21 protein-coding genes are annotated in these 24,559 nt (G+C 45.9%); 13 read left to right on the plus strand and 8 right to left on the minus strand.

Going from position 1 to position 24,559, the window contains the following annotated elements; translation table 11 throughout:
- Positions 1-95: 95 nt before the first annotated feature.
- The 3 genes from RIG66_RS14845 to RIG66_RS14855 all read right to left on the minus strand — a co-directional run bounded on the left by RIG66_RS14845 (position 96) and on the right by RIG66_RS14855 (position 2,430).
- Positions 96-884 (minus strand): DUF928 domain-containing protein, encoded by a 789-nt coding sequence (locus RIG66_RS14845; protein ID WP_446379251.1) that lies wholly within the window; start codon positions 882-884, stop codon positions 96-98.
- Between the two features lie 543 nt (positions 885-1,427).
- Positions 1,428-2,225, minus strand: coding sequence for a DUF928 domain-containing protein (locus RIG66_RS14850; RefSeq protein ID WP_446379253.1), 798 nt, complete (start codon positions 2,223-2,225; stop codon positions 1,428-1,430).
- 73 nt (positions 2,226-2,298) lie between these two features.
- Positions 2,299-2,430, minus strand: coding sequence for a hypothetical protein (locus RIG66_RS14855; protein WP_446379255.1), 132 nt, complete (start codon positions 2,428-2,430; stop codon positions 2,299-2,301).
- Here RIG66_RS14855 and RIG66_RS14860 point away from each other — a divergent pair.
- The 4 genes from RIG66_RS14860 (at position 2,429) to RIG66_RS14875 (ending at position 8,610) form a co-directional block, all read left to right on the plus strand.
- Positions 2,429-4,108, plus strand: a complete 1,680-nt coding sequence (locus RIG66_RS14860; protein ID WP_446379257.1) for a transglutaminase domain-containing protein — start codon at positions 2,429-2,431, stop codon at positions 4,106-4,108. The two genes, RIG66_RS14855 and RIG66_RS14860, sit on opposite strands and share 2 nt — an antisense overlap.
- Before the next feature lie 265 nt (positions 4,109-4,373).
- Positions 4,374-5,147: a 1-(5-phosphoribosyl)-5-[(5-phosphoribosylamino)methylideneamino]imidazole-4-carboxamide isomerase gene (gene hisA, locus RIG66_RS14865; protein ID WP_446379259.1), complete on the plus strand. Its 774-nt coding sequence runs from the start codon at positions 4,374-4,376 to the stop codon at positions 5,145-5,147.
- A 256-nt stretch (positions 5,148-5,403) separates the two neighbouring features.
- Positions 5,404-6,762, plus strand: coding sequence for a protein kinase domain-containing protein (locus RIG66_RS14870; RefSeq protein ID WP_446379261.1), 1,359 nt, complete (start codon positions 5,404-5,406; stop codon positions 6,760-6,762).
- Positions 6,763-6,933: 171 nt separating this feature from the next.
- Positions 6,934-8,610 carry an SUMF1/EgtB/PvdO family nonheme iron enzyme gene (locus RIG66_RS14875; protein WP_446379263.1) on the plus strand — a complete coding sequence of 559 codons (1,677 nt, stop codon included), beginning with the start codon at positions 6,934-6,936 and terminating at the stop codon, positions 8,608-8,610.
- Between the two features lie 45 nt (positions 8,611-8,655).
- Here RIG66_RS14875 and RIG66_RS14880 read toward each other — a convergent pair whose 3' ends face one another.
- The gene (locus RIG66_RS14880; protein ID WP_446379265.1) at positions 8,656-10,767 is read right to left on the minus strand and encodes an ATP-binding protein; all 2,112 of its coding nucleotides are present in this window, start codon (positions 10,765-10,767) and stop codon (positions 8,656-8,658) included.
- A 383-nt stretch (positions 10,768-11,150) separates the two neighbouring features.
- Between RIG66_RS14880 and RIG66_RS14885 the strand changes: the two genes are divergently transcribed.
- Both RIG66_RS14885 and RIG66_RS14890 read left to right on the plus strand, forming a co-directional pair.
- Complete coding sequence (locus tag RIG66_RS14885) at positions 11,151-12,773, plus strand: eCIS core domain-containing protein (RefSeq protein WP_446379267.1); 1,623 nt, start codon at positions 11,151-11,153, stop codon at positions 12,771-12,773.
- A 50-nt stretch (positions 12,774-12,823) separates the two neighbouring features.
- Complete coding sequence (locus RIG66_RS14890) at positions 12,824-13,339, plus strand: hypothetical protein (RefSeq protein ID WP_446379269.1); 516 nt, start codon at positions 12,824-12,826, stop codon at positions 13,337-13,339.
- A gap of 153 nt (positions 13,340-13,492) precedes the next feature.
- On the opposite strand, the gene RIG66_RS14895 is transcribed toward RIG66_RS14890, so the two are convergent.
- Together RIG66_RS14895 and RIG66_RS14900 are read right to left on the minus strand one after the other, a co-directional pair.
- The gene (locus tag RIG66_RS14895; protein ID WP_446379271.1) at positions 13,493-14,101 is read right to left on the minus strand and encodes a hypothetical protein; all 609 of its coding nucleotides are present in this window, start codon (positions 14,099-14,101) and stop codon (positions 13,493-13,495) included.
- Between the two features lie 152 nt (positions 14,102-14,253).
- A complete protein-coding gene (locus RIG66_RS14900; protein ID WP_446379273.1) occupies positions 14,254-14,862 on the minus strand; it encodes a thylakoid membrane photosystem I accumulation factor in 609 nt (202 codons plus the stop codon).
- Between the two features lie 245 nt (positions 14,863-15,107).
- Between RIG66_RS14900 and RIG66_RS14905 the strand changes: the two genes are divergently transcribed.
- The 3 genes from RIG66_RS14905 to RIG66_RS14915 all read left to right on the plus strand — a co-directional run bounded on the left by RIG66_RS14905 (position 15,108) and on the right by RIG66_RS14915 (position 19,998).
- Positions 15,108-16,793, plus strand: a complete 1,686-nt coding sequence (locus RIG66_RS14905) for a CAP domain-containing protein (RefSeq protein ID WP_446379275.1) — start codon at positions 15,108-15,110, stop codon at positions 16,791-16,793.
- Positions 16,794-16,989: 196 nt separating this feature from the next.
- A complete protein-coding gene (locus RIG66_RS14910; protein ID WP_446379277.1) occupies positions 16,990-18,357 on the plus strand; it encodes a HEAT repeat domain-containing protein in 1,368 nt (455 codons plus the stop codon).
- A 297-nt stretch (positions 18,358-18,654) separates the two neighbouring features.
- Positions 18,655-19,998, plus strand: coding sequence for a MurT ligase domain-containing protein (locus RIG66_RS14915; RefSeq protein ID WP_446379279.1), 1,344 nt, complete (start codon positions 18,655-18,657; stop codon positions 19,996-19,998).
- Positions 19,999-20,029: 31 nt separating this feature from the next.
- Here RIG66_RS14915 and RIG66_RS14920 read toward each other — a convergent pair whose 3' ends face one another.
- Entirely contained in the window at positions 20,030-20,158 is a 129-nt protein-coding gene (locus RIG66_RS14920; RefSeq protein ID WP_446379281.1) for a DUF29 family protein, read from the minus strand.
- A 92-nt stretch (positions 20,159-20,250) separates the two neighbouring features.
- Between RIG66_RS14920 and RIG66_RS14925 the strand changes: the two genes are divergently transcribed.
- The 4 genes from RIG66_RS14925 (at position 20,251) to RIG66_RS14940 (ending at position 24,132) form a co-directional block, all read left to right on the plus strand.
- The gene (locus RIG66_RS14925) at positions 20,251-20,922 is read left to right on the plus strand and encodes a hypothetical protein (RefSeq protein WP_446379283.1); all 672 of its coding nucleotides are present in this window, start codon (positions 20,251-20,253) and stop codon (positions 20,920-20,922) included.
- An 867-nt stretch (positions 20,923-21,789) separates the two neighbouring features.
- Positions 21,790-22,608, plus strand: a complete 819-nt coding sequence (locus tag RIG66_RS14930) for a type 1 glutamine amidotransferase (protein WP_446379285.1) — start codon at positions 21,790-21,792, stop codon at positions 22,606-22,608.
- A 130-nt stretch (positions 22,609-22,738) separates the two neighbouring features.
- Positions 22,739-23,536 carry a hypothetical protein gene (locus RIG66_RS14935; RefSeq protein WP_446379287.1) on the plus strand — a complete coding sequence of 266 codons (798 nt, stop codon included), beginning with the start codon at positions 22,739-22,741 and terminating at the stop codon, positions 23,534-23,536.
- A 125-nt stretch (positions 23,537-23,661) separates the two neighbouring features.
- Positions 23,662-24,132, plus strand: a complete 471-nt coding sequence (locus tag RIG66_RS14940; RefSeq protein WP_446373528.1) for a hypothetical protein — start codon at positions 23,662-23,664, stop codon at positions 24,130-24,132.
- A 70-nt stretch (positions 24,133-24,202) separates the two neighbouring features.
- Here RIG66_RS14940 and RIG66_RS14945 read toward each other — a convergent pair whose 3' ends face one another.
- Entirely contained in the window at positions 24,203-24,400 is a 198-nt protein-coding gene (locus RIG66_RS14945) for a hypothetical protein (protein ID WP_446379289.1), read from the minus strand.
- Positions 24,401-24,559: the final 159 nt, after the last annotated feature.

The raw sequence follows: 24,559 nt of genomic DNA on the forward strand, positions 1-24,559 counted from the left end.
TATTCTAGCTTGAGATAGGGAGGGAACTGAAACCTGGGGTTGGACTCTTATCTGAATCTTTATGTTAGTTTTTCCCTATCTTTGTATTGGTGGTTTTATTCAACAGAACTAGCTCCTGAGTTAGACAACGATTCTCTTAAGGTTGCACTCCTGTCTGGATTTAATTGCTCAGAAAGACTTTGTAAGCCAACTGAATGCAATAACTTGTTCCACGCGGTTTGCACGTTGCGATCATTGGGAAAATCCTGATGGAGTTCTACCAAGGTGTCTAACGTGTCATACCAGAGCAATTCCTGGGCATAGAGTGCCACTCGTTCTTGAGGAGTTGCCTGTTGAGTCCGCATTTTTAGCGTTAGACTCGGTTCCACTCGCTGAATCCCACCGCCCACAACCATATCTGCTGAACGATCCAGGGGATCGCAAACCAATGCTAATTGCCAGTAATAGAGCTGATTCGCTTTCAGGGGAGCAAGATTAGCAGAGGGAGGAATCGCTAGACTCATAATTCTCGGCATCTGTGTTTCCCCTGTCGCCGACTGATCCAAGGAATACTGAACCCGGTAAATTTCTTCATCATTAACATTGTTCAGTACAAACTCGACTGCCGATGCTGTTGTTGATGGCATATACCAGAAGAATTTGGGATATTCCTGTAGGGTTTTGCCGATCAATGATTCTGGAACTAGGGCAATTAGTGATTGATTATTCGGCGTACAATTCTCTGGACCCCGCGTTCCACCAGCTTCTCGATTCGCGGGAATCGGCTTTTGCGTTGAACCTTCTGGAGTTTTGAAGTCCCACTGAGTCGGTAGTTCAGCACCCAGAGAGGTAGTCCTAACCGGGGTTGGCACTTGAGCGACTAGCTTGGTGGCTAGTCCTAGCATCAAAGCTATTGTTAAGAATGTTAGGTGTGATAAGCGGGTGAAACAAGCCATAATTCAGATATATGCTCGTAGAACCGAGTCTTTAGTATATAGATGTTAGAGCAGAAGCCAAGGTTCCAGACCCAGGTTAGTTTCTGTCAGACATAATCACCTTTTTGGCTCAGGCAAGCATCTACCATAAGGGAAATGTTGCTGAATTAAGAGTTTGTCGTAAACGCTGCAAATCATGCTAGCCCACTTTTGGTCTGACGACGACCCCTGGTTATATCAGTACCATTGTCTTAAGTTGTTAATATCTTAACGTTAGACATGGGTAATCCCGGAACGTTGTTTCCACTCTTATCTAAATCTTCATCACTCTTAAAGCCAATTCCTGATTTCCATGCTTCTATCGCCTGAAAATTTAAATCTTTTGTAAAGATATAGCTATTCTCACTTGAGTGAAATACATGAATTCCTGGGAGATGGGGAATTCGCCCTTGTCCTCCAAGGCGGTAAGTCCAAGGGCGCTGCCCTAGAAGCAGGGGGAACAGAAATTAGTGCTTAGCCGAGTAGAATCATATCTAACCCGACAGACTTTAGTAGTTTGTCCCAAGCCGCAATCACAGCCGGATCATTCGGGCGATCGCGATGGAGTTTCACCAACGTCCCTAACGCTTCATACCACAGTCGTTCCTTTGCGTAAAGTACCACACGCTCCTCAGGTGGTGCTTGCTGTAAGCGACGGCTTAGGGTAGGGTCAATTGACACTCGCCGGATTGTGCCTGCCATATAAACATCACCGGATAGATCATTGGGGTTACAGATTATTCTTACAGTCCAGTCATACTTCTGATCCTCTTTCAGTGGCAGAGAGCTACCCGTTAATCTCGGTATGGTTAAACTGAGTATACCGGGCGTGCCAACGACCAATTGGTCATCTTGTCCCTGATAATCGTCTGGGATGCCACGGGCAAAGGCATACTTGGTCGAGTAAATTTCCTGATTATCACTATCTGTTAACTTAAACTCCATGCCCCAAGCCCTTGTCCGGGGTAGATACCAAAAGATGGTGGGATACTCCGCAAGTGTTTGTCCCATACCAGACGCGGGTACTAAGGCAATGGGATAACTGCTGAGGCAACCCGCAAACGGTAAATTGCTGCTATCTTGTAGACCTGAATCACCAGAATTAGGCAGTGGCGCGGATTCCCACTGATCAGGTAACTGAGAACTGATGGAGGCATTGCTTAACTGCGCTTGTACCCGAACTGGCTCTTTCAGGCTCAACCCCACGATTAACAGCAATGTTACTAAAACGGTTATGGCTAGTTTGTGTGGAAAAAAACGGATGAGTTTCATAATAAATACATACAAAACTATTTTTGTCAATAAAATTATTGAATGAAAACGGCTACCCAAGAACAACCAATGTTCAAAGGTGCGATCGCACCTTTAAAATATTGCAGATGCACACCCGGAGCATCCGCCTAAATGAGAAGGGTATTGACACCACCTGAGTATAGATGGCGACGCTGAAATCTAAATCTTGATATAGACTGATCATGATTCCTAATCCTGATTCCTCTGTGTCACCTAAATTGAAATCGTTCCACACCATTCGACCGATTGGGGCGGCTGCCCTACAGGGTATTGCTTTTTGGGGAGAAAAATTGATTACCATCGATACCACGAGTGGCTATCTGTTGCAAATCAACCCCCAAACTGACGATACCAAAATTTTGAATTCCTCGCCGGATCTCGATTTTGCCGATGCGACGGGTTTAGCCGTCGTGGGGGATACGCTGTGGTTGACGCGGAAAGAAAGTGTATACTATTGCCAACTCAACGGCGATCTTCAGCTTCAGCATTTCCTGACATTACCCTACACCGCCAATGGTGTTGCACTCAAGGACTCGACGGTCTATATCACCTGTCAAAAAATGGGGTATATTCTGATTTACAGTCGGGATACTGGGCAGGAGATTACCCGCTTATATGCCCCAGGAATTGGCATGGAGAACATTACGGTGCGGGATGAGGAACTTTGGCTCTCGGATCAGGAAGAACAGACGGTTTACTGTCTTGATCGCGCCACCGGAAACATTATCTTCAGCGTCTTAACTCCTTTTGAGAATCCCACGGGTTTAACCTTCTACCGAAACCCACAAACAAATCAGGAGATTCTCTATGTTGCCTATGCTAGCGAAGAACCCTACATCCGCGATAATCCCAACGCTCAACCCAACCACGAACTACAGTATCGCGATCGCACGTTTATTCATCCCCTCTCCTTTCACTACAATGCCGAGGAACGCTATGCCCTCTCCAATGGCTATTTAATTGAAATGTCTTACGTCGAGGAACTGTCCCCCCTAGAGGACGTAGCCCTTCAGGACGTAGAATGGCGCATCGCCTTACCCTCAGAAACCGCACGCCAAAAAATCCGCGCCATTGAACCCGTTGGAATTCCTTTCACCGAAGAAATCCAAGGCAATCAGCGGGTAGCGGTGTTTAAATTTGATCACCTCGCCCCCGGAGAACGGCATTTATTTGGCTGGAAGGCGCTTCTGGAAGTTTGGAGTATCAAATATCGGATTACACCCAGAGATTTAGAAAATACGCCAGAATTGCCACTGGAATACAAAACCCGCTACTTGGTGGATGATGACGAGTTAGCCATGGATACCGAAATCATCCGCCGCGCCGCCCTTGACGCTGCGGGTCGAGAAACGAATTTATTGCGACAAATGTATAGTATTCGCAATTATGTCTATGACCAACTCGCTTACGGAATCAAGCCCCATATCGATACCCCAGATGTGGTGTTAGCGCGAGGGATTGGTTCCTGTGGGGAGTATCTCGGTGTCTTATTAGCCCTATCCCGTCTCAGTGGAATTGCCTGTCGTACCGTTGGTCGTTACAAATGTCCCGCCCATCCCGATCAACGAGACATTCCCTTACAACCTGATTTTAATCATGTTTGGATGGAATTTTACTTACCAGGATTTGGTTGGGTTCCCATGGAATCTAATCCCGATGATACTCGCGAAGGTGGACCTTACCCCACTCGATTTTTTATGGGATTGGCTTGGTATCATGTAGAAATTGGTAAAGGAATTACGTTTGAAACCCTGACCAGTAAAGGTGTTCCAGTTAACAAGGAAGAGGTTTCTATTGGGGATCTGGCGATTAATCATGTCCGGTTCAAAATTCTCGAAGAATTACCACCGCCGGGGGAATAGTTTTTCCGAATGTAGGGGCGGGTTTCACATAGATAGCACTTCTCGATTGGGTGTAATACACCTTGGTAGAGACAGGATGTGGGGTGTGGGTGTGGGGTGTAGTGCTTTCAAATGAAAACCGCTATATTATCGTTTTGAGTTCACCTTGATGTGACTAAACCCGTCCCGACTGAACCTTCGATGCACTCAAGGACATGGTTTTGATGCCCTGTTTTTTACGAATGACAAATGACAAATGACGAATGACGAATGACAAAGGACGAATATGAACGTTATTCCAGCTATTGATTTACTCGAAGGTCGCTGTGTACGGTTATACCAAGGCGACTATGAGCGATCGCAAGTTTATAGTGAAAACCCAGTGGAGGTGGCGAAACAATGGGTTGACCAAGGGGCGAGTCGGTTACATCTGGTAGATTTAGATGGGGCGAAAGCGGGACACCCTGTTAATACTAAGACCATCGAAGCCATTGTCCAAGCGGTATCGGTTCCCGTAGAAGTTGGGGGAGGATTGCGTGACAAGGAAGGGGTTAGTCAACTGCTTTCTCTTGGGGTTCAGTATGCGATTCTGGGAACAGCGGCGGTTGAAGATCATCCTTTAGTCGAACACCTGTGTTCTGAGTTTCCCGATCGCATTATTGTTGGTATCGATGCGCGAAATGGACAAGTCGCCACAAGGGGATGGCTAGAAACCTCAGAAATTACCGCCACTCAATTGGCACAGCAAATGGCGAATTTGGGTGTATCGGCAATTATTTATACAGACATTCACCGGGATGGTACACTCACCGGACCCAACCGCGACGCCTTGCGAGAATTAGCCAGCCATGTCTCGATTCCGGTTATTGCTTCTGGGGGTGTCAGTTCGATTACAGACTTATTGAGTTTACTGGCGTTGGAACCCTTAGGCGTGACAGGTGCGATCGTGGGTCGCGCCCTGTATACGGGCGATGTTTCCCTCAAAGAAGCCATCCAAGCCGTGGGACAAGGGCGTCTTCAGGATATTCCCCCCGACTTGGGATCATCTTCATTCGCGTGACATCCTCCGACGATGAATCAAAGATTACATCGTCAGGTTCCCAACCTCACGATTGGGCATTGCTCCCCTACGCCAGTTATCTAGACACATATAATTACACACGCCATTTAGGGTAAGGGCACGATAATATCGTGTCCCTACAGGTAGCTCTCAAACTCAGGATCAAGGTGGCGGTTGCCAGGACAAATAGGAAACAATAGGTTAAGGAGAAACTATGTTTTTCCTAACTGAACCCTGACTCCTCAATAGATCCCAGATGTCTGCCAAAGTTATCCTCACAGTCATCACAGGAAGTCTCAAAGGTGAGAACTTTGAATTTTGCGATCGCACGACTTGTATTCTAGGTCGCGCCAAAGATTGCAATCCCCGACTCCCTAATGATCGGTATCACAAGACTATCTCGCGCTATCACTGTTTGCTGGATATCAATCCTCCCGATATCCGTATCCGTGACTTCGGTAGTCTCCACGGCACCTACGTTAATGGTAAAATTATCGGCAAACGCCATCGATATCAAACGCCAACCGAAGGGGCTAGGATACAGTTTCCAGAGTACGACTTAAAGAATGGCGACGAAATCAAGCTTCGCCATACTGTATTGCGCGTCAAAATTGAAGGGGTAAACCACAGTGACGTGAACTCCTCTGAATCACAAACAATTGGTGTTGATCCCAGTGAGAAACCTATCTTACCCCGTCAAAGTGGGTTAAAAAGCGCTTCAACGACTCTAGGGTGTGACTCTTATCTACCTAAGATTCGCGGCTACACAACGCTAAAACGATTAGGTCAAGGGGGATTAGGAACGGTCTATTTAGCCCATCATGACAAAACAGAGGAATTAGTCGCCCTCAAAATCATGCGATCGCACAACAGGCGTCCGAGTGATGCGATCAGGCAATTCCTGATGGAGGTTGACAAAACCAAAGCCTTACAACACCCTAATATTGTTCGACTCCGGGAATTGGGTTACGACCAGGATTCCTTTTTTTTTACTATGGATTATTGTAATGGTGGCAGTGTTCTGGACTTAATGCAGCAACGCGGCGGCAAATTGTCGGTTAATGAAGCCATGTCGATTACGCTGCAAGTCTTGGATGGGTTAGACTATGCCCATTCTATCCAGAGTCCTGTTACCCTCGCCAAGAAGGGTAACACTCAAGTGCAGGGATTAGTACACCGTGATCTCAAACCGGGGAATATCTTTCTTGCCAATCTAGGATTAGGGCGTCTTGCCAAAGTTGCTGATTATGGATTAGTCAAAGCGTTTGATTTGGCGGGATTGAGTGGGTTGTCTCGCAGTGGTCAATATGCGGGGAGTCCTGCTTTTATGCCTCGACAACAAGTCCTTGACTTTAAATATGCTAAACCCGATGTTGATATTTGGGCAATAGCGGCGTGTTTGTACTATATGTTAACGGGTAGATTACCTCGCGATTTTGGTAACCAAGATCCATTTTGGGTTGTATTACAAAACAAACCTGTACCGATTCGCCAACGAGATGCTGGAATTCCCAAGGGACTAGCGGAGGTGATTGATTTAGCGCTTACCGATAATCCTCAGATCTATTTTAAGAGTGCAGCCGCTTTTAAACGGGCGTTGGAAAATGAATTATAAGTTATAAGGTAGATGTTTGAGCAAGTTTGTTTGATAAAAATTATGTTTTTTTAACGCAGAGGAACGCAGAGGGTAACGCAGAGGGACGCAGAGGAGGTTGGCTGATTGGGGTGAAAGGTTTGCTGGATATCCTGTCCGATAGAATAGTCATATTTGGGTGAAGATAAGTTTATGAGTCAGTGGAAATCAGGGCAACCGCTTAAACAAGGTAAATATATTATTGATCAACTGTTGGGGTGTGGTGGTTTTGGCGTGACTTATCGGGCAAAAGACTCAGCTTCCGGCAAATTGGTCGCGATTAAAACCCTTAATATTTCCCAGCAGTTTAAGCCTAATTTTAACCAAATTCAGGAAAAGTTTCTGAATGAGGCACTTTGTTTAGCCCGATGTCAACATCCCCACATTGTTGAAGTTTATCCTCAATTGTTTCAGGAAGATGGTGTATGGTGCATGGTGATGGATTATATTGATGGGCAAGATTTAGCCTCCTATCGTCAGAGTCGGGGAAGGTTATTAGAAGCTGAAGCTTTAGAGATAATTAAGCAGGTGGGAGAAGCCCTGATTTATGTGCATCAGCAAGGATTTTTACATCGAGATGTCAAACCTAAAAATATTTTACTGCGTCAAGATAGTTTATCAGTGGTTTTAATTGATTTTGGTCTTGCCCGTGAGTTTATTCCCGGTGAGGAACAAAGTCTGACCAATTGGGGAACTGAATGTTTTGCGCCGATTGAACAATATGAACGACGGGGTAATTTTGGTGCTTATACAGATGTTTATGCTTTGGCGGCTACTCTCTATTTTGTCCTCACTGGAGAGTTGCCTTATTCGGCGACGATTCGCCAGCAAGGAAATATCCCATTAGTTCCGCCCAAACATCATAATCCTCAAATTAGCGATCGCGTCAACAATGCGATTCTTAAAGGGATGGAACTTGAACCGCAAAGTCGTCCGCAAACGGTTCAGGAATGGCTGATGCTGTTATCGTCTCCTCAATTATCGGTGTTTCACTTTGAGGTGATTACCGTAGATGCAACCGGAGAAATAATTAATCGCTGTTACCATGATACCCACTATTTTGTTGAAGCGTTAGATAATGAGATTAGTCTAGAAATGATTGCCATTCCAGGGGGTGAATTTCTGATGGGTTCCCCAGAGACGGAAGAAGGGCGTCGAGATACGGAAAATCCACAACATCTCGTTAAGTTATCATCATTTTATATGGGTAAATACCCAATCACTCAAGCCCAATGGCAACTTTCTACCACTTTACCTGAAGTGAATCAAGCGCTCAATCCTAATCCATCCAGTTTGAAAGGAAAAAATCGACCAGTTGAACAAATTTCTTGGAATGATGCAGTAGAATTCTGTGCCAGACTTTCCCAGAAAACGGGACGGATGTATCGTTTATCCAGTGAGGCAGAATGGGAATATGCTTGTCGCGCTGGAACAACGACACCCTTTTATTTTGGTGAAACGATTACCCCAGAATTAGCAAATTTTAACGGCAGTTTCACCTATGCGGCTGCGCCAAAAAGTATTTATCACCGCCAATCAACGGATGTGGGTAGTTTTCCACCCAATGCGTTTGGATTATACGATATGCATGGGAATGTTTGGGAATGGTGCGCTGACCTGTGGCACAGTAATTACAGAGGTGCGCCCTCAGATGGTAGAGTATGGAATGGTGCGGAGAATAATCAATTTGGTTTTATGTCGCGCTTTCGGGTTTTGCGCGGTGGTTCTTGGGTTAGTCGCCCTAAACAATGCCGTTGTGCTTCTCGTCTGAATGGGAATCTCGATGATTGGTCTCTTTTTAATTTCGGCTTACGGGTTGTGTGTTATTGAATTTTATCGCTATAAATTTTGTTTAAATATCTGCGGAATGTAGGTTTAAACCCAACCCCTGACTTCGGAATCCGTTAAAATTTTCCCCAACTTTAGACATTCGCTTTTCGTCGCTTGTAAAAGATGTTTCATCATCACAGGTTCACCCGCATCAGCCGCTATAAACGCCGCATTTAAGGCAATATTGCGGATATTTCCCCCCGCCATATTCAGCTTACCTAACTTTTGCATATCTAATTTATTTGTCGGCGTCTCTTTTGGGAAAATGCGCTGCCAAATCTCGGTTCGCTCTGGGGCGTTGGGAAAAGGAAACTTCACTGAAAAATTAATTCGACGCATAAACGCTTGATCTAAAGCGTCGAGCAGATTTGTCGTCAAAATCGCTAATCCTTGATAGGCTTCCATTCGTTGCAATAAGTAACTCACTTCCACATTCGCGTGGCGGTCATGAGAATCTTTCACTTGCGTTCGTTTGCCAAACAACGCATCCGCTTCATCAAACAATAAAATTGCCCCACTGGTTTCTGCTGCATCAAAGATTCGCTGCAAATTCTTCTCCGTTTCCCCAATATATTTACTCACCACCGCACTCAAATCAATCCGATAAAGGTCAAGGCGTAACTCCTTTGCTAATACGTCCGCCGCCATGGTTTTCCCGGTTCCACTGGGTCCGGAAAAAAGAGCGCTAATCCCTAAACCACGTCCACCTTTTCCCGCGAATCCCCATTCTTGATAAACCTTCGCTCGTTGTCGCACATGAGTCGAGATTTCATGTAATGTAGCTTTTTCTCGTTCCGGTAGAATCAACTCTTCCCAAGTGGCGACAGCATCAATCCGTTGCGCCAAATCATCCAAACGGGGACGCGCTTGAGTCTTACAAAAATCCCATAAATGAGTTTGCAGGGGAGATAATGGATTTTCTATTTTAGGTTGAGATTTTTGGGTTTTTGATGAGCGACGGCGGGTTGAGGATGAGGAGGTTTTTTCAGGTTCTTTATTGTTCTGTTCGTTATCCGGCTGTTCATCCACTGGTGTAGGCGTATAGTCATTACTATTCAACGATAAACAGGCGGCTTGAATCGCGGCGGCGTTGAGATTAAATTGGGAGACTAGGGTATCAATTTGCCCATTTAGTTCTGTAGTCAGTGAACCGAGATGGGATTTCCAGATATCTCGTTGTTCAGCATGACTCAGTTGACCCACTTCTAAAGTAATCATCGGGCGTTGATGTTGGGGTTGTCGTTCCTGGGTGCTAAAAATTAACGGCACTTTTAATTGTTCAACAAACTCAGCAATTGCCCACTCTCGCCGAGGATCACCTTGAGTCATCTCATCAGCATTCAGGAACAAGAAACTGTGGTTTAATAAAGTTTCCCGGAAACACCGTTGCATCAACTGATACAGTTCATTGGGATTAAAGGGAATAACAGATGCTGATATCATCTGAAGATTCCAGCCTAATGCACTACAGGCGACAGTAGCAATAGATTGCTTCGCCCCTATATCTGAACCACATAACTGAACAACGGGATGGTCATAAGTTACCGAAGAATTAGACCAAGTAGCGATAATTTTGTCAGCAATTTCTTGATACGAAGGGGGGAGAGAAGTAGAAGATGAAGGCGGTACAGGCAAAAGGATACCTGCCAAGTCTTTATCGATGCAAGGTTCACTCAATAGATAACAAAAAATCCGCCGATTAATGCGTAGAGGTGATTGAGTAAAGAATAATCCTTCCACCCTTTCAATCAGTTCCCACTGGTGTAACGGAGATTGGGAGGAAAGAATGCCCAGATGAGTCTGACTAAATGTGGATAATGCTAAATTCAGCGTGGGATAATTTCGTTTAGAATTGCCGTTAATTTTGGCACATAAAACTTCAAACTCATTATCCAACTCCATGCCAACGCATAATAAGAGGATATAGCGGTCAAATTGGGAGAGGTGAAATAAAGTGCAGAGTTTATCTAAGGCTGGCGGCGCGTATTCTAGAATGGCTGCGGCATCTGGGGATAACGTCGTTTCCAATTTGGCTAGACTGGGCTGATTTTGCTGGTAAGCGAGGTCATCTTCTAATACCTGACGAACTTGATTGACGGCTATCTGGAGATAGTGAAAATTGGCTTGATACCAGGTGATTGGTGTGGGAGTATCCATATAGGTTTATAGGTTTTAATGGTGTTAAAGTTTATCGTCTGTTTGGAGAGTGAAAGGGGGTAATAATCAAGTGGGTGGGGAAGAGCGATTCCCTCCGGGATAGCTATAGCCCTTCGGGCATGGCTACGCTAATGCTTACCGCAAAACTCAACAGTCTCTTCCCTAGCTCCCGTTGGATGGCTCTTATGTTAAAACATATTTCCGCTTGCATTCGGTTTAGACAAAATAGTTTATGATCTAGCCAACATCTCAAGATGTCTTGGGTCAAGCCGCTATCCGGCGTTTTCTCGGAACGGGCAGGCATTGGCTGATCGGACTATCACCCAGGATTATTGAGGAAATCGGCTCCAATCCTTACATTATCGGGCAACTGAGGCGGCATCATGGAGTATAAACCTGTACAAAAGAAAAATTCATCCTGGACTCCAACCACGGTACAGAAAAAGGGTAAAAGTCCGGGGAAAATGGGACATTTTTCGATTCAACCCAAGTCAAACCCATCATCTGCCCCATCCCAAGAAATTGGGGATTATTCCAGAGCCTCAGCCGATAGACTCGCCGCCAATGTGATACGAGGAATCCAAGCTAAGGAACAGGAACAAGCCGAAGGGTCAACAGTACAGCGTAAATCTGAATCACCATGGGCACCAACGTTTGATGCCCCCCCACCCTTAGCACAAAGCCCTGCTTCCCAATTAAAAGGTGCTTTTGCCCCAGTCTCAGAAAACCCGATTCAACGACAATGTGCTGATTGTGCCAAAGAAGAGAAAGAACAGGCGCCAGAAGCCGGGAAAGACTTAGAGGAAATTGGCATTCAAACAAAATTGACCGTAGGAGCGCCAGGAGATCCCTACGAGCAAGAAGCTGACCGAGTAGCGTCTCAGGTAATATCAATGTCAGCGCCTCCGGATAGTTCAGCATCAGTTCAGCGTCAGTTGGACACCAACCACCCCCATCACCCCAATCAGATCTGGCAAAGAGCGCAGTCAATTACACCTGTGGTGCAGAGGCAAATTGATCCGCGCTTGCAAATGCGCCAGATGATACAACGGGCAGCTCAAATAGAGGGGAATCAAGCATCTGGGGATTTAGAGAGTCGGTTGAATGCGTCTAAGGGTGGAGGTTCTCCGTTATCGGAGAACGTGAGAGGGTTTATGGAACCGCGCTTTGGGGCAGATTTTAGTGGGGTGCGGGTGCATACGGGTGGTGAAGCGGTGCAGATGAATCAGGAGTTAGGCGCTCAGGCGTTTACGCATGGCAATCATATCTACTTTGGGGCTGGAAAATCCCCAGGCGTTGATCATCTGACAGCCCATGAATTGACCCATGTGGTGCAACAATCTGGAATATCAGATAGCCTTGCACAAAAAGATGTGATTCAACGCACAACTATTGGCGATGTTTTAGATGAATTCTTCGCGCCATGGTCTAGGGAAAGACTATGGGTTATGAGAGAAAGCGATAACTACACCAGAATTGTGCGACGATGGCAACCTGTGATTAATGCCGTCAATCAAGCCAAAGCAAATCTTGAAGCTAATTGCAGAAATTGGCAAGCGAATCATCTGACGGATGCATCCTGGACACCTGGAATGACAGATCCGCCGGTTACTGATCCTAATGCTCACCGTATTTGGGTTAATAGTCCGCCTGGAACTGACCCTGAAACTTGTAAAAACGCATTTATCATATACGTTACTTCAAAACTTAACCCGATACCGATGAGTCCAGAGATTCAAACATTTGAACTGTACACCTGCTCAATTGGCTCATTTGGTATATATGCAACCGTCGATTCTATTGATTGCGATGCACAAACAGCCACAATGAATATCTGGATGTATAACGCAATGGATCAGGAATCTTTTGGTCGATTTGCAAATCACCCAGCTTTTGCTTTAAGTGGAATGGAAAGGCAGTATATGTGGTGGAATTGGTCTGAGCCTCATAGCTGGGGATCTTCTGCTAATCCAGGTGGAAATTCTGGGGGTTCCAATAGATGGTAATAATTCACTCCCCAGTAGTGTTGCGATCTAAGATGAGCATGATGAAAATAATGAAGCACCTCCTTTTGGGTTTAATGCTTGCCTTCCAGGTCGGTTGCGAGTCTGAAAGCAGTGGACAGGCTAGTGGAGTAACGGCTGCCAGTGAAGATCCTGATATCATACTGGAGTCTGTACAGGTTGGCACGCGCTTAGCACAGTTCTACGTTGACTTGGGTTCAGACAGCGCCGTCCTCGGTTTCTCAGTTGAGAATGATGCAGGTCAACAGCGTTACTTCCCGATGTATGGCTCCACCTATCGTGGGATTCCATCTGTCACATTAGAAGTATTTGCGTCCGCCTCCCAGGAGGAAATGTGGGTCTATTCCTCTTGGCAAGGATATGAACTCCTTGCCTATCATCGTATGGGTACGGATCAATCCATGACTCAATATGGAGAAATTACTTCTTTTGACCAACCAACACCTGAAAGTTTCGGTGGAGGAACGGGGCGCTTCCCTGAGATGAATACTGAGGAAGTGTATAAGGTAGCTAATATCAAGTACGATAGAAACAATGCAGCAAGATGAATTAGCTTGTGGTAAATCCCCCATTCCGGCTCTCCCGTACTTAGAGTGATAATAAAGTCGGCTATCGGTCTAAGGCGGGACATTTTGGTTAGGAAAGGGAAATCTTAACAGGGAACAGGGAATAAATTTGTCCCGGCTTGGGTTGGTAGCCAATTAACAAATGGGACGCTGACCCAGGGGAACAGCATGAACATATTCGCTACCTGAGGCGGGCCACCCCCGGCGGTAAGAGGCTTCTTCTGGCTTTCCCCAGCCAAGCTGAAGGATGATTTCCAGAATCTGGGAATTCCCATAATATAAAAGGTTAACCCATTCCGTTCGCGATGCGATCGCGTCCACATCGTCAGGCTGAATTTGGCGATAGTCTTTGCCCAAACGGATACTCAGGTACAAGTCCATACCCGGAGTAACGTGTTGCCAAAACTCCAAGATTGAAGGTTTAGCCGCTTTGATAATCTCTACGTCACGAGTTAACGCCACTAACTGATCATGCACCGTCGGATAACGCAAGGTTATGCCGTTGAGGGTTAACTGTCGCCACACAATACCTGAAACCTGATGTTGTCGCTGGTAGTCGTGAACTGCTGCTTTAAAATCCCGATAAGCACTAAATTTTTGAATGCCCTCAGATTTGAGAAATCGATCAATCACCGGATTTCCCGATGCGGAAGCGGCTAGATTCAGACGCTGACCATTCATACAGGCACGGCGTTCCTCTGCCAAAATTTGGATCAGTTCCTCGGTGCTGTAGACCCGTGACATCAGATGTGCGATCGTAGTAGATTGGGGCAGCAGGAGTGTAGAGGGGCAGGAGTGCCAGGGTGCGGAGGGGGAGGGGAAAATTGAGATATGCACTCTGCCACAACTTTATACTTGCATATTTTGGATACTTTTCCCCAAACTCCTTGAGCGCGTTAGTCTTGGCTTAATTCCGTATTAATCTCGTTAACCGGTCGCCGTTTTAAATCTAGTGATTCAGAACGGGGAAGTAAGTCAAAAACCTCCCGAAAGACATCATCAACTTTTTCGTAGCTGACTTGTCCCGTTTCATTCAACCGAACCTCACCCTCTTGGTCAATGAGAACGGTTTGGGGGACTAATCCTTCATAATAGTAGCCCGGTTTCATTGGGTCATCACTCGGTTTGTCGTACAGAGTATCGGCGCTAATGGGGATAAAACTCGCCGCCCGTCCATAAGGCGCTTGTAGCTGGGACACCACGGTGGAAAACTGCTTACAGTCTTTACTGTCATCAATATAGAACACCAGCAAGGCTGGTTTATGTGCTTTTATGGAGTCTGCCAGAGTGACACGCGGCGGGACTAGGGAACCATTCCCCGCATAGAGGGCAAAGATATTGCCGTCAAAGTGGTCATCATTGAGTTCGGCTAGGGCTGATGGTGTTGATAGCAGCAAACAGCCGAGGACAGCAATCAGAGTGACCAAACATTGGGCAATAAGACGTTTGTAAGAATAGCGATTGGTTGGATGTTGACTAAGAACAGGCAATGAGTCAAAGGTCATATTACAGTTACAAAGTTAGTTTAGATGGAATTCCCTGTTTCTGATTATCCCTGATTGGCTGAGGAGTTCAAGCGATCGCACAAACTGAACCGCATCTGTATCATACCAGCGCAATAAAGTCAATACTAACTAGGAAACAGGAAACAAGTAAAGTTACGCACACATAACGAAAACCTAGCGAAAACGCGATCGCAATCATCGGTTGTTGAGACTGGAGTTAACAACCACACTTCAGGGTACTACCGATGCAACCTCAACAATCCAATCCCTCTCAACCTACCGTCCAAGAACAGGAAATGCTGGAGTTGATCAACCGGATGAGGCTCAACCCAGTCGGCGAACTTGATTTATTAATCAATTCAGCTGATGCTGATGTTAACTTCGCGTTGGACTACTTTAATGTTGATCTGGATGTATTGCAAACTCAGTGGGCTAATCTCAAACCCGTTCAACCCTTAGCCTGGTCAGATCAACTCCAAGAGGCAGCGCAAAACCATAATCAGTTGATGATCCAAGAAGATACCCAGTCCCATCAGTTACCTGGGGAATTAAATTTGAGTCAGCGGATTGGCAAGACTGGCTATAACTGGTCTACTGTGGGTGAGAATGTCTATACGTATGCTGACTCCGTTTTTCACGGACATGCAGGTTTTGCCATTGATTGGGGTTTCACTTCAACCGGGATACAAGCGTCCCATGGTCACCGCAATAATATTATGAACTCGAATTTTCGGGAAGTGGGTCTTTCGATTATTCCCGAAAATGACCCAGCTACCCAGGTTGGATCACTGGTCATCACCCAAAACTTTGGCAATCGCTTCAATTTTGGCAATTCCTGGTTAATGGGAGTTGTTTTTGACGACCAGATTATAGATGATCAATTTTATAGCGCCGATGAAGGACTGGGCGGAATTAATGTCACAGCCGTTAACACCACAACTAACGCAAGTTTCACAACGACGACTTGGAACGCAGGTGGTTATCAAATGCAGTTGCCCACTGGAACCTACCAAGTGACCTTTGCTGGCGACTGGGATGATGATGGACAGACAGATACTGAAACTCGTCAGGTGACGATTGGGTCAGAAAATGTCAAACTTGACCTGGATACAGATGAATTAATTCCGACACCTGAACCAACGACAGAAATAGACTCAACCACTGATACTCAAACTCCGAGTGACTCAACCACAGAAATAGACTCAACCACTGATACTCAAACTCCGAGTGACTCAAACACAGAAACAGACTCAACCCCTGATACTCAAACTCCGACATCACAATTGACATCTGAACCCGAATCTGAGTCAACCACTACCGATAATCAGTCTCCGATTAAATGTAATGCATCAGATGACCATCTACAAGGTAGTGCGGATAAAGATATCATCGCCGGCTGTTTAGGCAATGATATGATTTACGGCAAAGAGGGTAATGATATCCTGCGCGGTGACTTTAACCATCGTTCCTCTGGTGGTATGGTTGGCGGTGATGACATCATTTATGGTGGTAAAGGGAATGATCGGATTGGCGGTAAAGGTGGAAATGATTTCCTCTATGGCGGCGATGATCATGACCGAATTTGGGGTGATGATGGCGATGACCTACTTTGGGGCGGTTTAGGGGATGACACTCTCACGGGAGACGATTTCTCTGGGGGACAGGGTAGCGATACGTTTGTGCTTGCCCTTGGCGAAGGAACTGATACAATAATAGATTTTCATCTGGGTGAAGATTTTTTGGGGTTAGCCAATGGACTGACCTTTGAAGAGCTGACCATCACTCAGGGAAGCGGTGGGAATAAGGGTCATGCTCTGATCAGTTCTGGTGATGAAACATTAGCTCGTCTCAAAGGCGTAGACGCGAATGACCTAATCGCGATTACCTCTGGCAGTGCCGCGATCGCAAATCCAGTTTTTGTTGACGTATAGCTGAGTTCCGCTATGGCGTCTTTCGATTACTTCTTTCGCAATCGGATTTTTTATCCGTGATAACTTACAACGGACTAAGTAGGTCGGTGGAAAAAAACCGAACGATATTAAGTTCTGTAAATGTTCATCAACCCCTTACAAATGACGAATGACGAATGACAAATGACAAATGACAAATGACGTTTGACTTAATTTAATGACTAACCCTGATAATGCTTCAGTCGTGCATAAAATTCGCTCCTTAGCCCGAATGCGCTCAGAACAATCGATTCCAGTTTTCCTGCAAGGACTCAACCAGGACGATAATAGCGTACAGGCTTGGGCGGCGTGGGGACTGGCACAAATTGGTAGTGATGTGGTAGTGACTCATTTACTTGCAGCCTTGGGAGATGCATCGCCGCAGGTGCGAAAGTGGGCAACGTGGGCATTAGGGGAAATCGGTAGTGAACGGGCAGTTACGGGACTCTTGGACGCCCTAAACTATGAGGATGCTCAAGTCCGTTGGCGGGCGGCGACGGCGTTGGGACGTATCGCCAATCCTGTGGCAATTGACCCACTCCTACAGGTTTTGCGAGAAGATGAGGATCACTATGTTCGCGGTAGAGCGACATGGGCATTAGGACAACTCAGAAGTGATGCCGCACTCGAAGACTTAAAACGGGCGCTCTATGACCCAGACTTTTATATTCACACCAAAGCTGTCTATGCCTTAGGAAATCTGGCGAGCGAAGACGCGGTTTCTATTCTCTTGGAAGGGCTTTATCATCCTGTCTTAGAAGTTCGGGCGGCGTCTGTGGCCGTATTAGGTGAAATTGGCACTGAAACTGCCATTGCGGGAATTTTACAGTCACTTAGCGATGGAGATGTCTTTGTCCGCACACGAGTAGTGGAAGCCTTGGGAAATATTGGCACACCAACAGTGATAGCGGGTATTCGACAAGCACTTAATGATGAAGATGCTTATGTTCGAGATAGAGCAGCGGCGGTGATTGAAAAACTCAAGGGGGCGATGAATCGCGACGTGCAGGATACCCCAGCAATGGCGGCGAGTTCTATTCAAATTCCGGGTTTACCTAAACTCTGGATTGGTTCATTTAGTGAAGCCAGTGAATATCTCTGGTCGAAAACGCCAGGGTCATCCATTCACTATCTGATTTCTATTGGTTCTCCAGGGGTTGCTCCGCCTCCGGGTTATACTCGCATTCCTCACCATTTGCGATTAGAGTTTGATGATATTGATATGCCCCATGATGATCCCGAATATGTCTTGCCGACAGCAGAGCATATCCTGCAAATTATCGAATTTACCAATTTGATTTCGTCGAACCAGGGGGATTTACTCATCCATTGTCAATCTGGAGTGAGTCGTTCGGCGGCGGTGGCGTTGATTGTTTGTGCTGAGTTATTGGGCGTGGGTAGAGAGGACGATGCCCTTGCCAATGTTTTAGCCGTTAGACCCCAAGCCCTGCCCAATCTGTGGATTGTCCAGTTAGCCGATGATATTTTAAATTGCGGGGGTCGATTGGTTCAAGTGGTGCAACAGCATCATGACGCGGTGAAATAGTTTTGACTTGAGAGGGTGACAAGGGACTTGAGGGTACTACTGGGTTTAGGGTGTAGGGAAAAATTGAACTTTACTCAGGGAGTACCATGTAACCCAGATGCGACTACACCCGCCCTGACCAAGGTTGGAGTTTCAGGGTTTATAGTAGACGATGCAGACGTTTATGGCGCTAAAGCGCAACTACAAACTTACGCAAATAGGTAGAATATTATGCTGACGAGCTATAGATGGCTGAGTAAATAACCTAGTATAAGCTCAGGGAACCGAGAAGCTGCCCCGTCTGGGAGGAGTGTGGATGTGAGTCAATCAGTGCTAGATCAAGTGCGTCTGAGTTTATCGGTAGGCGCGGCTAAAAGCGTTACCTCGTTGGTGCGAGGATTCCGTTTAGGGGCAGCGAGTGTATTGCCAGGGTCGATCGCCCGCAGAATTCAACCCCATGCTTTGCCGTTGCTTTTGGCACAGGTACGGCGTGGGGTGATTCTGATTGTGGGGACGAATGGGAAAACTACGACGGCTCTATTGTTGCGGACTCTGTTAGAGCGTCAGGGGTGGCGAGTGGCGCATAATGTCACGGGTGCGAATTTGATTAATGGGTTGGTGACGGCGTTGATGGAGCATACCAATGTGGTGGGTGTGTTGGATGCCGATTACGCCATTTTAGAAGTGGATGAAAATATATTACCCTTGCTCTTGCAGGATTGTCAGCCCCAGGTGATTTTGGGCTTAAATCTATTTCGGGATCAACTGGATCGCTATGGGGAAGTGGATACGATTAGTCAGCGCTGGCTGGACGCGATCGCACCGCTTCCTGCCCAAACACGGGTGATTTTGAATGCCGATGATCCGACACTCTGTTATCTCGGTCAACAGTTATCGCAAACGGTGCGATTTTTCGGTTTAAATGAACCCGATCACTATTTGGAAGAAATTCCCCATGCCGTAGACTCGATTTACTGTCCCAGTTGCGGCTATCCCCTGGATTACAAGGGGGTTTACTTGTCTCATTTAGGCGACTATCACTGCGCGAGTTGTGGCTTTAGTAAGAGTTCTTTAGCGGTAAATAGTCAGGAGTGGCCCCAAATCTTAATTGGTATTTATAACAAATATAATACCCTGGCGGCTGGATTAGTCGCCGAGGAATTGGGAATTGAACGGGCGGACATTTACGACACGGTTAAAACCTTCAAAGCCGCGTTTGGACGCGCTGAGGAATTGGTGGTGCAGGGGAAGAAGGTGCGGATTCTGTTATCAAAAAATCCGGTCGGGATGAATGAAACGATTCGGGCGGTGCATGATATCCAAAAACAGGGGGGAGCCTCGACTAAGTTAGTTGTGTTGAATGACCGAACCCCTGATGGCACTGATGTGTCTTGGATTTGGGACGTGGATACCGAGAAGCTGGTGGCGTTAGGCGGGACGATTGTGGTGAGTGGCGATCGCGTTTATGATATGGCATTGCGCCTGAAGTATTCTCAATCTGAGGCAGAACATCCTTGTGAGTTAATTATTAAAGAGGATTTACAGGAGGCGATTAAGACGGCATTAGAACATACCCCAGAGGATGAAACCTTGCATATTTTACCCACTTATTCTGCTATGTTAGAAGTGCGGGGATTGTTGACGGGGCGGCAGATTTTGTGAGTTGTCATTGGTTATTAACGATCCAGTAATTTTATCTTTTTTCGGGTAGCCAGTTCATCTCTAATAATTGGTCGAGGGTATAAGGACAGTTTTCGGGAAAATCCACCTCATATCCTGTCTTTTGGTTCACGTAATTTAATGCTTTTTCATAAATTTTCACTTAGTTTTCCTGGAATTGTAGGGGCGCACGGAGCGTGCGCCCGATTTAACCATCCAATCTATTCCTTGTCACTTTTCATTAGTAAACATTAAATGAATAAATTACTATTTATATCGATAATTACTTGTGGCATTATTAGCTCGACGCCTGCTGCTTGGGCTGATAGTCCGTTAACATCGACGGATTTTGCCAGCACCTATCAAGATGTTGATAGTGTTAGATATGCCTCGGATTATGGACTAGACGAGCGAGTATTTGAGGCACTGAGCAATCCCAATGTTCCTCATGATGTGCGTGTGGCGATTATTAACCAAATTGGTTGGTCAGGCGAGTCTCAGCAGAATGCTAAGCTGTATCTTGAGTATATTGCGGCTCGCGATCGCACAACGCCCTCTGAACTTACTCTTGCCCTGTTAACGTCTCAAGAAACTGTAGCATTGGGCTATTTGTTGGCAATGGATCATCGCTTCTCTTTAGGAAAGCCAATTGGCGGTTTTGGAGAAGTTGAACAAGCTGATGCCCTCACTCTTCTCAATGCAGCCGTTGCCAAAGTCCCCAATGATTTTTCTGTTGCCTTAATTCGCAGCCTTGTCCAGGGGCAAGACGATTTTAGATCAGGGAATTGGTGTGCTGTTTATCAGGGAGTGAGTTCCGTAGTCTATGATTTTCCTACTCCACGCAATATGCGTTATCTCGCGATTAAAGAAATTATGAACTACATTGGATTGTATCAAGATTATTGTATATCAGCTCCTAATAACTGACTCAAAGTTAATCCAATGCTTCCAGCTATCTAGATGGCTAAACTGTTGACCAGTGCGCCAATTGCCCCTGCGGTTAGATAGAGCGAAGCTTGCCGAATACGATTCATCAATGTTTGTTCCTTAATTTATCGGTGAAATAGCTGACAATAGCCTTGTGAAAATATATCGGTCTACGATAATTTTTAGTATTTCAGATAATAAGCCTAAACGACCATCTGTAGGAGTAATCCATGAATTGCCTCTACTGGATTGACAGCTAAAATTGTGGATTAGATATAACCATTATTTATCGGGCGCACAACCTGCGTCCCTACAGTTTCTGATCGCAGGGTACGGTGCAAGTATAACTAAAACTTTTAATTCAGTGATATTTTATTTAATATTTGTTTGCTTAACAAAGCTTAACGAGCAAAAAACTGTGAGAATTATTTGCAATAAGCAACGAAATTGCGTGGATTCAGCGATTGGTCTATACTAATAATGAGGATTTTTTATATGCCTTTTTAGGGAAAGTCGCCTCATCGTCAGCTAAACCCCTTGATTTTGCGTCAAAAAGCGGTACTCCTCGCGCTCAAGCCCGTTGGGGTTTGACGCATGTATTTTTGTAAAAATCAAAATATTTTTTTGAGTAAAATGACAAAAAATGGTACAGTCTATAGCTAATTTTATGACTTGCTAAATAAGGGTGGGTTGGGTTGAACTGTTAGCGGTTAAGGAGGGCGGGTTTTGTTGTTCATTTATCGGTGAATGTGGGAATTGGATGGCTAAACCCGCCCCTACCCCGCCCCTACACCCGCCCTTACGTGACTTCTTTCCGTTTTCGCTCCAGTCAGGCTGTAAAACTTAGATAGACATGAACCAAAAACGATGAATCCCGAACATCTAGAACTAACGATTGGCTGGCTATACCCAACCCTGATGAGTACCTACGGCGATCGCGGTAATGTGATCTGCCTCCAACAACGCGCTCAATGGCGGGGGATTCGGGTGAATGTCCTACCCCTCGACCAGCAAACCTCGGCTGACCAATTCCACCACGTCGATGTGTTTATGGGGGGTGGTGCCCAAGATCGACAACAGGAAATTGTGATGCGGGACTTGCGAGGGGCAAAGGCGGATACGTTGCGAGAGAAACTGGAAACCGGAACCCCTGGCGTGTTTACCTGCGGTTCCCCGCAACTGTTGGGTCACTATTACGAACCTGCTTTGGGTCAACGGATTGAAGGATTAGGTCTATTGGATTTTGTCAGTAAGCATCCTGGACCTAATGCCCGTCGCTGCATTGGCAATGTCGTCTTTGAGTTAACCGCCTCTCCCCTCGCCCAAGACTTAGAACAGATGCTGGGACGTAAGCCGATTGTGATTGGCTTTGAAAATCATGGCGGGCGTACCTATTTGGGGAACGTCTCCCCCCTGGGTAAGGTGGTGAAAGGCTACGGGAATAACGGCGAGGATGGCATGGAAGGGGCATTTTATCGAAACGCGATCGCGACCTACTCCCATGGTCCACTTTTGCCCAAGAATCCCTTTATCGCCGATTGGCTGATCCAAACCGGATTAAAACAAAAGTACCAAACCCCTATCACTTTGACGCCCCTAGATGATACGTTAGCAAAGCAAGCACGGGCAGCGATGTTAAAACGCCTCTCGCTGACCAACCTGGCTCAAGAACCCGTAAACTGTTGAGATAGGCATTATGCCAATCAATGGCTTAAGTTAGGCTAGAGCCAGCTAAGGCTGGGCTGTCAGTCAAGGGAATGCCATCGTTATCGTAATTCAATTCGCTTACGCTTAAGAGAAAATTGCAAGCAGGGATATGACCGGAAAAGTAATTGATAGCAGTACTACAGGGATTCTAATTCTCCTACTCCCGATCGCGTTTGTATTCGTCCTGTTGTTTAAAACGTGGCCCTATCTGCTTGCGCTTTTGGTTGTGATTATTCTGTTGAAAATTTGGCAACAGTATCGGTGGCTGCAATGGAGTAAGCAAGTCAATCCCTTCTTCAATCAGCTGATCAAAGACAATCAGGGTTGCTTGACGCCTCTCGACTTGTCCATTAAAGCCAACATCTCTGGAACCGCTGCCCAGCGATATTTGGATAGAAAGGCAGAAGAATTTGGGGCGAAGCGTCGAGACTACGAGGATAAAGGTATCGTCTATTACTTTCTCACGGCTAATGCACTGGGAAGTATCTTTGACAGTAGTGAACCGCTACCGGAACAAGAGTCTGAATCCTTTACCAATCAAGCCCCAAAGCTGGTTCAATGGCTGATGGAAGATGAAGAGGATGAGGATGAGACGGAGGAGGAGATAGAGGATAAGTCCAGTCCTTGGGAATCTGAGACGGAGGAAGCGGACATTCCGGAAAAACTCGAATCCCCGCCGGAGAAGCCATCACCTCAATCTGAGCAATCTGAGGATGAAGAGAAAGAGGGTCAGGCTTTGATTCAGGCAGAATTAGCCAAACGACTCGATGTTCATTCGAGTACGATTGGCAAGCGCAAATCTGATCCGGATTTTGCCCAATGGAGTCAAAGTAAAGATCCAGACGGAGTTGCTTGGGAATATTCACCGGAGACGAAGGAGTTTTTGCCTGTGGAGGACGAGTCTTAGTTGTTATTGGTCATTTGTCCTTTGTCATTGGTCTTTTGAGCAGTTGAACGGAACCGAAAAATAGGCGATCGCGAACCGACGGTGTACAATAATCCATTTGGGCTTCATACTATACCATCATTGCCATGAAGATTGTTACACGTCTGATTGTGTCTACCCTAGCGCTGTTTTCAGTGACAACAGTTCAGATTACCGCAACGGCTAGACCCCTAAACGAATCTGAGCAAGAAGTCGAAGCTCAAATTCGGGCAGTCATTGAAGCCCAAGACGAGGAGGGCTATCAATTGGTATTTCCGCGAACGGTAGCCAGACTCTCTAGAGGGGCGCAAGCACCAAAGACGGTATTTTTATCGCCCAGTCGAGAGTATAGTTTCGTTGCCGTTTGCGATAAGAGTTGTGAGGACGTGGATATAATTGTCGAAGATATGCAAGGTAATGTCATCGCATCTGATATGACCGATTATGCCGTCGCTGTTGTTCCTTTTGTTCCTCCAGCAGAGGATAGGTATGAGATTAATGTCAAAATGAGTAAATGCTCGTCTAGGAACAGAAGTTGTGATTTTGGTTTAGGCGTCTTTGTTAAGGCAGAGGAGTGAACTAAGTAGGTGGGGACAATTAAAGTTAACTGTGGGGATCGTCATTTGTCATTTGTCATTTGTCATTTGTTCAATCACTTCCTTCGGCTTCAACTTGAGCGCGGAATTGGCTCAGTGCTTGGGCAAAGGGGGATTTTGTATTTTGTGTAGCCTGGATGGGGGGGTGGAGACGACTGAGGAGGAAATCAACGAATAGCAATACCTCTGGTAGCTCCCTTTCAGGAAGAAGCTTCAATCGCTCTATGATTTGCTCTTGGGTCGTGTTCATGGGCTAATAAGCTTGCTGAGTAAGCTGTTCGGCATTTAAATAGGGTATAATTAAAATAGGAAATCCGAAAAACGAAAAAAATATGCCAGCCAAAAATTATTTGAAACCCGCTCAAAAAGAAAAATTACAAGTTGCTCTAAAAACCGAGAAAAATGCAGA

The organism is Coleofasciculus sp. E2-BRE-01, assembly GCF_040221695.1.
In the GTDB taxonomy this organism is placed as follows: Bacteria; Cyanobacteriota; Cyanobacteriia; order Cyanobacteriales; family Coleofasciculaceae; genus Coleofasciculus.